This window comes from Nocardioides nanhaiensis, assembly GCF_039542785.1.
In the GTDB taxonomy this organism is placed as follows: domain Bacteria; phylum Actinomycetota; class Actinomycetes; order Propionibacteriales; family Nocardioidaceae; genus Nocardioides; species Nocardioides nanhaiensis.
In genome coordinates, this window is record NZ_BAABIM010000001.1 from 592,529 (window position 1) to 604,702 (window position 12,174).

General features: G+C 76.1%; 9 protein-coding genes. 4 read left to right on the forward strand and 5 right to left on the reverse strand.

Translation table 11 applies throughout. The features are described from left to right. The first annotated feature begins 152 nt into the window (after positions 1–152). Complete coding sequence (locus tag ABD948_RS02850; RefSeq protein ID WP_345262537.1) at positions 153–1,880, forward strand: DEAD/DEAH box helicase; 1,728 nt, start codon at positions 153–155, stop codon at positions 1,878–1,880. A gap of 120 nt (positions 1,881–2,000) precedes the next feature. Here ABD948_RS02850 and ABD948_RS02855 read toward each other — a convergent pair whose 3' ends face one another. Continuing rightward, positions 2,001–2,969 (reverse strand): MsnO8 family LLM class oxidoreductase, encoded by a 969-nt coding sequence (locus ABD948_RS02855; RefSeq protein ID WP_345262538.1) that lies wholly within the window; start codon positions 2,967–2,969, stop codon positions 2,001–2,003. Between the two features lie 45 nt (positions 2,970–3,014). Continuing rightward, entirely contained in the window at positions 3,015–3,524 is a 510-nt protein-coding gene (locus ABD948_RS02860) for a MarR family winged helix-turn-helix transcriptional regulator (protein WP_345262539.1), read from the reverse strand. Positions 3,525–3,619: 95 nt separating this feature from the next. On the opposite strand from ABD948_RS02860, the gene ABD948_RS02865 reads away from it, so the two are divergent. Together ABD948_RS02865 and ABD948_RS02870 are read left to right on the forward strand one after the other, a co-directional pair. Further along, the gene (locus ABD948_RS02865; protein ID WP_345262540.1) at positions 3,620–4,048 is read left to right on the forward strand and encodes a Rid family hydrolase; all 429 of its coding nucleotides are present in this window, start codon (positions 3,620–3,622) and stop codon (positions 4,046–4,048) included. A 9-nt stretch (positions 4,049–4,057) separates the two neighbouring features. Beyond that, positions 4,058–4,720, forward strand: a complete 663-nt coding sequence (locus ABD948_RS02870; RefSeq protein ID WP_345262541.1) for an NAD(P)H-binding protein — start codon at positions 4,058–4,060, stop codon at positions 4,718–4,720. A 442-nt stretch (positions 4,721–5,162) separates the two neighbouring features. On the opposite strand, the gene ABD948_RS02875 is transcribed toward ABD948_RS02870, so the two are convergent. Together ABD948_RS02875 and ABD948_RS02880 are read right to left on the reverse strand one after the other, a co-directional pair. Continuing rightward, on the reverse strand, positions 5,163–8,021 hold the full coding sequence (locus ABD948_RS02875) for an ATP-binding protein (protein ID WP_345262542.1): 2,859 nt from the start codon (positions 8,019–8,021) through the stop codon (positions 5,163–5,165). A 131-nt stretch (positions 8,022–8,152) separates the two neighbouring features. Then, positions 8,153–8,497, reverse strand: a complete 345-nt coding sequence (locus ABD948_RS02880; protein ID WP_345262543.1) for a hypothetical protein — start codon at positions 8,495–8,497, stop codon at positions 8,153–8,155. Positions 8,498–9,045: 548 nt separating this feature from the next. On the opposite strand from ABD948_RS02880, the gene ABD948_RS02885 reads away from it, so the two are divergent. Further along, on the forward strand, positions 9,046–9,723 hold the full coding sequence (locus ABD948_RS02885) for a GOLPH3/VPS74 family protein (protein WP_345262544.1): 678 nt from the start codon (positions 9,046–9,048) through the stop codon (positions 9,721–9,723). A gap of 69 nt (positions 9,724–9,792) precedes the next feature. Here ABD948_RS02885 and ABD948_RS02890 read toward each other — a convergent pair whose 3' ends face one another. Beyond that, positions 9,793–12,081 carry a catalase gene (locus ABD948_RS02890; RefSeq protein ID WP_345262545.1) on the reverse strand — a complete coding sequence of 763 codons (2,289 nt, stop codon included), beginning with the start codon at positions 12,079–12,081 and terminating at the stop codon, positions 9,793–9,795. Between the last annotated feature and the right edge of the window lie 93 nt (positions 12,082–12,174).

Here is a 12,174-nt window from a genome sequence, read left to right on the forward strand (position 1 = left end):
CTTCGCGTCGGGGCCCGCGGTCGTCGGACGGCGATGACCGCCGCACACGCGCGGGTGCGCGCACCCCCGGTCGTGGAGGCGCGACCTCCTGGCCGCCAGCATCGTCGGCGAGCCGACCGGGCTCGCCCTGCGCGCGCCGATACCGTCCACGGGTGGCCAGCCCTCGACGATCCGGGGGGCGTCGTCGTCGCGCGGCGCGGCAGGCACCCCGGCCGCTGCCCGAGCCTGGTCCGGGTGAGCGGCTCTGGGTGCTCGACGTGCCCTACGGCACGCAGGTCGACGGCGCCGACTGGCACCCCGCCGTCCGGACCCACCTGCACGTCGGCCGCGCCCTGCCCGCCCACCTCGCGCCCTACGCGCCGGGTCCGCACACCCTGGGGCGGTTCGTCGAGCGCACCCTGAACCCCGACGACCAGACGCCCGGCGCCGGCCAGCACGCCGCGCCGCGGGAGACGCTCGAGCCGCGGCGCCTCCAGTTCGAGGCGGCCGACGCCATCGCGGCGCGGGCCCAGGCGGGCGGCCGCCAGTTCCTGCTGGCCGACGAGCCCGGCGTGGGCAAGACGGTCTCGGCGGTGCTGGGGGCGATCGCCGTCGGCGACCTGCGCGGAGCGCGACGCGTGCTGGTGGTCGCCGACCGGCCGGCGGCGATCACCATCGGGCACTGGTGCCGCACCATCTCCGGGCTGGGCGACGGCGGTCTGCAGTGGGTCGTCATCACCTGGGACCGCCTGGAGAAGGTCGTCGACCACGCGTGGGACGTGATCATCGCCGACGAGGCCCACGCGCTGCGCCGGACGACGACCAAACGCTGGCGGCTGTGGGCGCGGATCTCGGGCCACGGGAAGCCGCACGACCAGGCGCCGTTCGTGATCGCGACGACGGCGACGCCCGGCCACACCCCGCTCGAGCTGCCTTACCTCGCCCCGGCCTACGCGCAGGCCCACGAGGAGCCGATGCGGGAGTGGACCTCCGCCGCGCAGCCCGCCGCCACGTTCGCCACCGCGCTGGAACGGCACGGGGTGGGTGTCGAGCACGGTCGCCACGGCGCGACCTGGACCGCCGACCCGGTGCGACGCGCGACGGACCTGGCGCGGGTGCGTGGCTGGCTCGCCGACCAGGAGCCGCCGGCCATGCTGCACCGCGCGGCACCCTGGGGCCCGGTGCCGATCTCGGGCATGCCGGTGACGCTGACGCCGGTCGAGCGCACGGCCTACGAGGCGGAGTGGGGCGAGTTCTGCCGCGAGATGGACCTCGCCCGGCGCGGTCGCAACACCGCGAAGGGGCGCGCCGCGCTGCTGCGCTTCCGGCAGAAGGCCGGTCTCATCCGCGTCGACTCCACCGTCGACTGGATCGCCCAGCAGGTGGCCGCCGAGCGGCAGGTGGCGTGCTCGGTCGAGTTCGTCGCGACCGCCGCGGACCCCATCAGCGAACGGTTGCGCGAGGCCGGCATCGAGGTCGCCGCCATCTACGGCCGCGACCGCTTCGACCCGGAGGCCGAGCGGCTGCGGTTCCAGACCGGGGCGGCACGGGTGTGCGTGTTCACCACGGTCGCCTCGATCAGCCTGCACGCGGGCGAGACCCTCCCGGGTGGGGCCAGGGCCAGCACGGAGCCCCGGGTCGGCGTCTTCCACCAGGCCCGCTTCTCGGGTATCGCCGGCCGTCAGGTGACCGGCCGGACCCACCGCGACCACCAGGTCTCGCCGTGGCACGTCGCCTACGCCGAGGGCACCGTCGAGGAGCAGGTCGGCCGGGTGATGGTGGAGCGCATCGCCGCCGCGTCGGACACCGTGGGCGGTGACACCAGCGGCCTGACCGACGTCGCGGCGCTGCTCGGCGCGGACTGGCTGCCGCCCACGTCGCTGGTCGAGGACGTCGCCTGAGCGGGGGACCGATCTGGGGCTGCTCGACCAGGGCCTGCGGACCGCGACGTCGTCCTAGCTCCGGGTGGGATCCTGTCCGGGGGCCCCTCGGTCGTCAGGTCCTCGGACCGGCTGCCCCGCTCACGCCACCAGGTCGCGCAGCAGCCGGTCGGACTCGCGCAGCGCGTCGACGTCGAAGGTCGAGGTGCTGGCCATCAGCTCGTCCGCCCCGGTGCGGTCCGCCAGCTGCTCGAGGTGGCGCCGCACGCGGGCGGGGCTCCCGGCCACGGCACGCTCCAGCAAGGCCTCCACGCGCTCGCGCACCTGGGCGGGCCACGAGGCGTCGCGGATCGCCCGCACCGGTTGCAGCGGTGCGAACTCCCCGGTGCGCCGCGACTGCGCCATCGCCCACGCCTCGGGAAGGGCCAGGTCGCGGGCGGTCGCGTCGTCCTCGGCGACGGTCACGTCCAGTGACACCGTCACGGAGGGCGCGCTGCCGCGCCAGGGTCGGAAGGAGCGCCGGTACTCGCGCAACGAGGCGAGCACCTCGTCCGAGAGCAGGTCGGTCCCGCCGACCACGACGGGGAGGCCGAGCCGCGCCGCGATCGCGACGCCGTGGCGCACCGCGAGGACGTGCATCGGCACGTCACCGCGCGTGGCCGGTCGCGCGGTGACCTCGCCGTCGCCGGTCAGGAGCCCCCGCAGCTCCTGCAGGTCGGCCTCGAAGCCCGTGGCGGCCGCCTCCTCGCGGCGCAGGGCGCGGCGCACGGGAGGGGTGAAGCCGAGGGAGCGTCCGAGGCCGAGGTCGACCCGTCCGGGGTGCAGCGCCTCCAGCAGCAGGAACTGCTCGGCGACCACCAGCGGCTGGTGCAGCGGCAGCATCACGCCGCCGGACCCGATGCGCAGCCGCGAGGTCCGGGCGCCCACGGCGGCGAGGAGCACCGGCGGCGCGCTCGAGGCGATGCCGGGAACCGCGTGGTGCTCGGCCACCCAGAAGCGGTGGTAGCCCTGCGCCTCGGCCTCGACGGCGCGCTCGACCGTCGCGGTGACGGCGGCGGCGTCGGACCAGCCGGCCCGAGTGCGGGAACGGTCGAGCAGCGAGAGCCTCACCCCGGGACAACCACGAGGGGCGGCCTCCCCTTCCCGGTGGGCAGGTCAGTCGGCGGTGAGGTCCTCGGGGCGGGTGCGCAGCTTGGCGGCGATGCGCGCCATCGCCCGCTGGTCGGTGACCGACAGGGGATCGATGACGTGCTCGCGCACGGACCGGACGTGGACCGGTGCCGCCTCGACCACCTTCGCGTAGCCGGCGTCGGTGAGCGCGGCCATCGTGCGGCGCCGGTCGTCGGGGTCGGGGTACCGCTCGGCCCAGCCGCGCGACTCGAAGCGCTTCATCACGTTCGACAGGCGCGAGAGGGAGCCGTTCGCCAGGTAGGCCAGCTCGCTCATCACCAGGCGTCGGTCCGGGGCCTCCGACATGTGGCTGAGGGTGAGGTACTCGAACAGGGTCAGGCCGACCTCGCGCTGCAGGGGCGACTCGAGCCGGCCCGGTAGCAGGAGCATCAGCGAGATCGCGCCCGTCCAGGCCTCCTTCTCGCTCTCCGAGAGCCACGGCTGCCCGGGAGCGGCGCTCTCGCCGTGCTCGGGATCGTGCTCGGCGGCGGGCATGTGGCGATGCTAGCAGCGGCGTTTGACTTCACGCGTGAAATGATGCACGCTGCAGATCAGTTCACACGTGAAGCAAAAACCAGGAAGGGAACCCCATGACCACACCCCAGTTCATCGTCACGCCGGGCGTCGGCACCAGGCTCCGCGAGCAGAACAACCACAGCCAGGCGGTGCGCTTGGGCGACGTCGTCCACGTCTCCGGCCAGGGAGGGTGGGACGAGGACCTGCAGTTCCCCGCCGACCTCGGGGAGGAGGTCGTCCGGGCCTTCGACAACGTCGAGCGGGTGCTGGCCGAGGCGGGAGCCTCCTGGGCCGACGTCGTCGCGGTCGACAGCTTCCACGTGCCGCTCGCCGACGACGAGATCGGCGAGCTGCACGTCAGGGTCGCAGCCGAGGAGCTCGGCCGGCGGACGGGCGGGCGCGCGCCCGTCTGGACGGCGGTGGGCGTGCCGTCGCTCGCGGCGGTCGGGATGCGGATCGAGATCCGCGTCACCGCGGTCGCCCCCCAGCCCGCTGCCGGCTGAGGGGCGCCCGTGCAGACGTTCGTGATCGGCCTGACCGGCGGGGTCGGGCGACGGCTCGCCGGCGAACTGCTGGCCCACGGCGACGACGTTCGCGGCCTCGTCCGCCAGGGGAGCCAGCGGGACGACCTCGCGGGCCGAGGGGTCCGCGCAGCCGTCGGTGACCTCACGACCATGGACGCCGACGCGTTGGCGGCGGCGATCCGGGGGGCTGACGCACTCGTCTTCGCGGCGGGGTCCAACGCCGGCGCCCGGGCGGTCACCGACGCCGTCGACGGTTGCGGTCTCGCCACGGCGATCGAGGCCGCCCGGCGGGCCGGAGTGCCCCGGTTCGTCTCGGTGTCGGTGCTGCCCGAGGCCCAGCGCGAGCTGGTGCTCGACGAGGACGTCGAGCACTACTACGCCGTCAAGAAGGTCGGCGACGTCGCGCTCGCGGAGAGCGACCTGGACTGGGTGGTCCTGCGCCCGTCCCTGCTCGTGGACGGTCCCGGCGCGGGCACGATCACGCTGGGTCCCGCGGCGCTGCACGGCCAGGTCGCGCGCGCCGACGTCGCGACGACGGTCGCCGAGCTGCTGCACGAGCCGCGCATCGCCCGCCAGGTGCTCGAGCTGGACGCGGGCACGACGCCGATCCGCGACGCCGTGCGGGCCAACGTCCGCACCGCGCTCGGGTGACCCGGCGTCGCCGGTCACCCGACGCCCGCGCTGCAGGCACGGCGGGGAGGCTGGCAACGGACCCGACCCGTCCCCACTGACGGCGCCCGCGCCACCCCTCTGCACGTCCCCATGAGGTGCAGATCCGGCGGCGCGGGCGCGCGCCGGCCGGGGCCGCTGCGCCGCGAGGATCCTGGCGCACGCAGCCGGCGACAACATCACTCACCTGAGTGATCCTCGCGGTCCCGTCGTCGTCCACGATGATGTCGGGACCGGCGCGACCGGCGGGCACTCGCCCGGGGGCGTCGTGGGGGAGGGACACCAGGTGGACGTGCTGATCCGCTTCGCCGACGGCGATCCGCCCTCCGGCGTGCTGGTGGCGCCGGACGGCGCCGCCGTCGCCTTCAGCGGACGGCTGGCCCTGGTGCGCGCGATCGACGAGCTGGTGGAGCGCTGCTCGACCTCAGGAGGGCGGCCGGCGCGCGGCCAGGGCGGCGGCGAGCTCGACGCGGCTGCGCATGCCGAGCTTGGCGAGCGTGTGGGCGACGTGGGTGGCGACCGTGTGGCGCGAGACGACGAGCTCGGCGGCGATCTCGGGGTTGGAGAGCCCGCGGCCGACCAGCTCGGCGACGCGCAGCTCGCTGGCGGTGAGCGCGTCCCACCCGGTGGCCGGGCGTGAGCGCTGGCGTCGGCCACCCGGCACGCTGACGCCGGCCGCGGCCAGGCGGGCGCGCAGCCGGTGCGCCTCGCCGTCGGCGCCCAGCCGGTCGAACAGCTCGAGCGCCGAGGCGGCGGTGCGCAGCGCCTCGTCGCGCCGCGAGGCCCGCGCCAGGGCGAGCGCCGCCTCCTCGAGCGCGTGCGCGCGCAGGTGGTGCTTGGGGTGGTCGACCTCGGAGGCCTCGAGGACCGCGTCGACGTCGTCGGCGGTGACGCCGGCGGCCAGCAGGGCGAGCGCCCGCAGCGACTCAACGCCTGGGTTGGCGGTCGCGAGCCGGGCCAGCTCGTGGGCCACCTCCTGCAGCAGCGCGGCTGCGGCGTCGTCGTGGCTCCCGGCTCCGGTGAGCCTCAGCAGCCGCAGCAGGTCCGTCGCCAGACGCGGCAGCTCGGTGAGCGACGGCGCCTCGCGCACCCGTCGCCAGGCCGCGCCCAGGGTGGCCAGGGCCGCTGCCGGTTCGCCGCGGGCCTCGGCCAGGAGCGCGTCGAGCTGGTCGACCGAGGCCAGCCAGTGCGACGGCGAGCCCTGCGCCCGCAGCTCCCCGGCCCGGCGCAGGTGGTCGGCGGCGGCGTCGAGATGCCCGCGGCGCACGTGCAGCAACCCCGCCTCGGCCAGCATGTCGACCCTCCACCCGAGGCCGGAGCGGTCGGCGAGGTCGAGGGCCTCGGCGCAGGCCTGCAGGCACTCCTCCCAGCGGCCCGCGGCCTGGTGCACGAGCGCGGCGTACTGCGGCACCATCGCGAGCGCCGGCCACATGCCGAGGCGCTCGTAGGTGCGCCGGGCCGCCTCGATGGCGCGATCGGCCTCGGCGAGCTGGTCGCTGGCCACGAGCCCGAGCGCCCGGTTGACCAGGGGAGCGGGCTCGTGCGCCCACGCGGTGTCGGCCTGCAGCGCCAGGCGCGCGGCGCGCTCGGCATCGGCGGTGGACTCCACGAACAGGCCGTGTGCGGCGGTGACCAGCGCCCGCATGGTGAGGCCGTGCACCTGGGCCCCGACGTGGCCGGCCGCCTGCGCGGTGGCGAGGGACGACTCCACCGCGGGCCGCAGGGCCGTGAGGTCGCGTGTCACGAGGAACTCGACCAGCAACCAGGCCTCCGCCCGGGCCCGGTCGTAGGCCGAGAGGTGGGTCAGCGCCGCGGTGGCCCGCGCCTGCTCCACGACCTCGGGCACCCGTCCCTGGCGCATCAGTGCGTCGGCCAGGCACAGGCGCAGGGTGCCCTCCAGCTCGGCGTGCGGGGCGTCCTCGAGCACGGTGCGGGCCAGCTCCTCGGCGGCGCCGACCTGACCGCAGGCCACCATGGCCAGCGCCAGGCGTGCCTGCACGGCCGCCCGCCGCGGGTCGTGGTCGGTCATCAGGCGCAGCACCGCCTCCCACAGCTCGACGGCGATGCCGGGGGCGCGGGGCGCGGTCTGCTCGGCCAGCTCCCCGAGCCAGGCGATGGCGCGCGGGTCGCCGGGGCGCGCACCGCGCAGCAGGTGCTCGCCTACCCGCTCCAGCGGTGCCCCCGCGGCGTGCAGGGCCTCCGCGGCCTCCGCGTGCAGGGCCCGGCGCACGCCCGCGGGGAGGTCCTCGTAGAGCACCTCGCGCACGACGTCGTGCGCGAAGGCCAGGGACTCCTGCTCCGCGCCCTCGACCCGCAGCACGCCGGCCGTGAGCGCCTCGCGCACGCGGGGCCACAGCTCCTGCGCGCCGCGTCCGGTCGTGACGGCGAGGTCGGTCAGGGTGAAGGAGGAGCCGAGGATGGACGCCGCTGAGAGCACCAGCTGGACGGGCTCGTCGAGGTGGCTCAACCACGAGACCACCACCGGTCGCAACCACACGGGCGAGGCGTCCGGCGCCAGGGCGTGGCCGGGGGCCGCGTGGTCGGCCAGCGATCCCTCGGCCCGCAGCGCGCGCACGAGGGTCGCGACCAGGAGGGGGTTGCCGCCGCAGCGCTCGACCAGCGCGGCCAGCGGCGCCCCCGGCGGGGCGCCCAGCTCGTGTGCGACCAGGCGCGCGGTCTCGGCCTCGTCCAGCGGCCCCAGCGGGAGGTGCGCCGCGCCGGCCGCCACCGAGTCGGCGACCAGCCGGGCCAGCGCCGGGGGCCGGGTGGGCCGGGTGGCCGCCACGATGACGACCGACCGGCGGGTCAGCTGCTCCCAGGACCGCGCGAGCAGCTGCAGCGAGGACGGGTCGGCCCACTGCAGGTCGTCGAGTGCCAGCAGCACGGGCGCGGCCTCCGCGGCCTCGGCCACCGCTTCGAAGAGCAGCTCGGCGACCCGGTACTCGACGGCGCCGTCGAGCGGGTGGTTCGGCGCGGCGGCCTCGGCACCTGCGCCGGTGCGCAGCAGCTGCGCGGCCTGCCGGGTGCCGTCCAGGCCGGCCAGGCAGTCGGTGACGACGGCGAACGGGCGGTGGGCCTCCAGCTCGCGGGCGCTACCGGCGTGGACGGCGATCCCGCGACCCCGGGCCCGGGCTGCCGCCTCCGCCAGCAGGTGCGACTTGCCGATGCCCGGCTCGCCCTCGAGCCACACCAGGCCGCCCTCGCCGCGCTGGACCCGGTCGAGCGCCTCGACGACCACGGCGATCTCGGAGGCGCGCCCGACCGAGTGCACGCCTGACCCCATGAGGCCCCAGTGTGGCAGTCGGCGCCGACCGTCGTGGTCGCGGACCGGCAGGGGTGCGGCCCGGCCCGGGTCGCGTGCGGGGTCGCGTGCGGGGTCGCGTGCGGGGTCGCGTGCGGGGTCGTGTGCGTGCGTCAGGAGGGGGTCCCGGGCGTCACCACGAACGGCATCGTGCCGAGCATGGCGGCCGCGCCGGGGGTGCCGGGCCGGGCCGGGACGCGGACCAGGAGCTGACGCCCGTTGACCAGCATCAGCCGCCGCCCGACGGCGATCCCGGCCAGCAGGTCGACGGTCAGCGCCTCGATGGTCGGGATCGAGACCACGACGAGGTCCACGCGCGGGGGCAGCCGGCGCGCGAGCCGGGTCAGCTGGCCGATGACGGACCGGGCGCTGCTCGAGGCGGCCGCCGGCAGCTCGACCCGGGCGACCCTGCGGTCGTCCGGGTCGGTGCTGTCGACGTCGGCCCCGGACCTGTGCATGGGCTCCATCCTGTGCGGGTCGGGCGCCGGCGCGCATCCGGCGAAGGGCCCGCCCCGGGGGTTCTTTGGTCGGGGGGTGACGCACCCGTGGTCGCGTGCCGCCGGCGGGCGTGACACCACGTCACCGGTCACGACGACGGGCGACCCGGCCCGAGACCGCCCGCGGGAGGGCACTGCTGGACCGCGTGCGCGCCCGGACGAACACCCCCTACGCGCGCACGGCTGCGCAGCGGCTGGGGATCGCCCGCCGCGTCGCCGAGGTGGAGTCCCTCGTCCTGCGCACCGCGACCCTCGAGCTCGATGCCACGCTCCCCGTCGCCACACTCGCCGACCGCCTCCGGCGGTGCCTCGCCATCCCTGACCCGACTGCTCGCGTCGGCCCGCGGCCACTCGTGCGCGTGGGAGGACCCCGCCCGTGACGCTGCGTCACGTGCGAGCGGTGACAGCTGTCACCGGAACCGGTGACACGTGCGCCTGTGACCGGGGGCCACGGGACGCTGGGATGGAGACGTGCCCAGCCCGCCCATCTCCCGCCCCTGGAGGCACCCATGACCGCACCCACCGGCCCCGAGGACCCGACCCTGGCCGAGGACCTGCTCCTGCTCCTGTTCCAGCCGCCGTCGGGGACGATCGCCGGGGAGAACACGCTGTTCCACGTGCTGGGCGGCGCCGTGCTGGCCGAGCTGTCCCTGCGCGGTCACCTGCAGGTCGCCGCATCGGGTCGGCTGGAGACCGTGGGGGCCCGGGCTCCCGAGGACGTCCTGCTGCGCTCGGCCTGGGAGTACGTGGACGAGAAGCCCCGCCGGGCGCAGACCGTGCTCGCCGCGACCGGCCCGGCGCTGCGCGCGCCCGTGCTGGAGCGGCTGGTCGAGCGCGGCGACGTGGAGCGCACCGAGCGCCGTCGGCTGTTCCTGCGGACCACCTCGCTCGGCGAGGGCCGGACCGGACGACGCGACCGGCTGCGTGCGCAGGTGCGTGCCGTCCTCGTGGACGGGGTCGAGCCGACGCCGCGCACGGCCGCGCTGGCGGCGCTGCTCTCGGCCAGCGGGACGATGCACCAGCTGCAGCCCGTCATCCCGTGGACCTCGCCGGTGATCGAGCGGGCCGAGCGCCTGCGGCGGGGCAGCTGGGGGGCCGATGCCGCTGGTGAGGCCGTCACCCGGTCGGTGGTCGCGAACGTGGTCGGCAGCGTCGTCGTCGCGATGGTCGTGACCCCACCGTCCTGAGCCGGGAGCGGACGGGTGGGCCGCCGGGTCCGTCAGCGTGTGCCGGACCCGGCGGCCAGCTCGTGGGCGTCAGCCGAGCGCCGCTCCGAACCGGTCCCAGGCGCGGTGGGCGGCCAGCCCCTCCTGGACGCCGGCGAGCGCCTCCAGGGGCGTCTCGGCGGTCAGCACGCCGTCACCGAGGGGTACCCCGGCAGCCGCGAGCGCGTCGGTGCCGGCGCCCCACGCCCCGATCGCCTTGGCGTGGCGCCAGCACTCCTGCAGGAGCAGGGCGACCCGGGGGTCGAGGGCGGCGTCGGAGCCCGCTCCGGCCTTGGCGTCGCGGGCCGCCAGCGCGTCGGCGCCGGGGGCGGGGCAGCCGGCCAGCAGGACGGCGTCGTACTCGACCGAGCGCGTGGCGGCGAACGTGCGCTGCACGGTGGTGCCGTCGGGCAGCGTGCCGCCGGACGGCGCCATCACGAGCGGCACCATGCCGGCCGCGGAGATCGCCTCGGTCACCTCGCCCAGACCGCCGAGGTCGCCGTCGGGGTCGACGACGACGCCCACCAGCCGGCCGTCGGCGGGCCAGCTGCCACCGACCTGGGAGAGCGCCGGGCTCGGCGCGACGTCGGGCAGCGGCACGGTGGCGGCCGGTGCCGGCAGCCCCAGCCCGGTGGCCACCTGCGCGCACAGGTCGGCGTCGATGTTGGCGAGCGCCAGCAGCTGCCGCTCGCGCACCACCTGCTCGAAGCAGCGGGAGAGCTCGAAGGTGTAGGCGGCGACGATGTGCTCCTGCTCGACCGGCGTCATGCTCAGCCAGAACTGCCGCGCCTGGCTGAAGTGGTCGTCGTAGGAGGCGGGGACGTCGCGGGTCTTGGTCGACTCGGCGACCCGCACCAGGGCCTCCTGGAAGGCTCCGGTGTCGGCGCCGGCGTGGAACGGGCAGCCGCCGTCGAGGGTGTTGGGCTTGTAGGGCGCGACGCCGCCGTGCACCGCCTGCTGGCCGTAGCCGTCGCGCAGCATGTCGTTGACCGGCGCGTGCGGGCGGTTGATGGGCAGCTGCTGCCAGTTGGGGCCGCCCAGGCGCGTCAGCTGGGTGTCGACGTAGGAGAAGAGCCGTGCCTGCAGCAGCGGGTCGTCGGTGACGTCGATGCCGGGCACGAGGTTGCCCAGGTGGAAGGCGACCTGCTCGGTCTCGGCGAAGTAGTTGGTGGGGTTGCGGGTCAGCGTGAGCAGCCCGACCGGCTGCACCGGTGCGATCTCCTCGGGCACCAGCTTGGTGGGGTCGAGCAGGTCGATGCCCTCGAAGAGCTGGTCCTCGGTGTCGGGGAAGACCTGCAGCCCCAGCTCCCACTGCGGGTGCGCGCCCGCCTCGATGGCGTCCGCCAGGTCGCGGCGGTGGAAGTCGGGGTCGATGCCGCCGAGCAGCTGCGCCTCCTCCCAGGTGAGGGAGTGCACGCCGAGGCGCGGCTTCCAGTGGAACTTGACCAGCGAGGTGGCGCCGTCGGCGTCGACGCACCGGAAGGTGTGGACGCCGAAGCCCTCCATCGTGCGGTAGGAGCGCGGGATGCCCCGGTCCGACATGTTCCACAGGGTGTGGTGCTGGGCCTCGGTGTGCAGCGAGACGAAGTCCCAGAAGGTGTCGTGCGCGCTCTGGGCCTGGGGGATCTCGCGGTCGGGGTGCGGCTTGGCGGCGTGGACGACGTCGGGGAACTTGATGCCGTCCTGGATGAAGAACACCGGGATGTTGTTGCCGACCAGGTCGAAGGTGCCCTCCTGCGTGTAGAACTTGGTGGCGAAGCCGCGGGTGTCGCGCACCGTGTCGGCCGAGCCGCGCGAGCCCAGCACGGTCGAGAACCGCACGAACACCGGGGTCTCGACGCCCTCGCCGAGGAAGCCCGCCCGGGTCACGGTGTGCGCGTTGCCGTAGCCCACGAAGCTGCCGTGGGCGCCGGCGCCGCGGGCGTGCACGACGCGCTCGGGGATCCGCTCGTGGTCGAAGTGGGTGATCTTCTCGCGCAGGTGGTGGTCCTGCAGCAGCGTCGGGCCGCGCGGGCCGGCCTTCAGCGAGTGGTCGGTGTCGTGCAGCCGCAGGCCCGAGGCCGTCGTCAGGTGGGCGCCGCGGGCGGAGACGTCGACGGCGGGCACGCCCGTGGCCTCGCCGGTGGCGGTGCGGCGGTCGGGGCCGGCCTGGTCGGGCTTCGGCGGGAGTGGGCCCTGCGGCTCGGTGGGCTCCTCCAGCGGCGGTGTCGCGCTGCCGGGCACCCCCGGCACGCGCGGCGGGTCGAGGTCGGCCATCCATGAGCGGGCCCGCTCGGTGGCGGCCTCGACGGTGCTGCGGACGGCTCGGGTCAGGGCGCGGGCGGGGTGGGGCGTGGTCATGGTGCCTCCTGCGGTCATGGAGCGGGGCGGGCGGGCGCGCGCCAGTACCCGGCCCCCCGGCGCCGAGACGTCCCCCGGAGGGGTGGGGGCGGG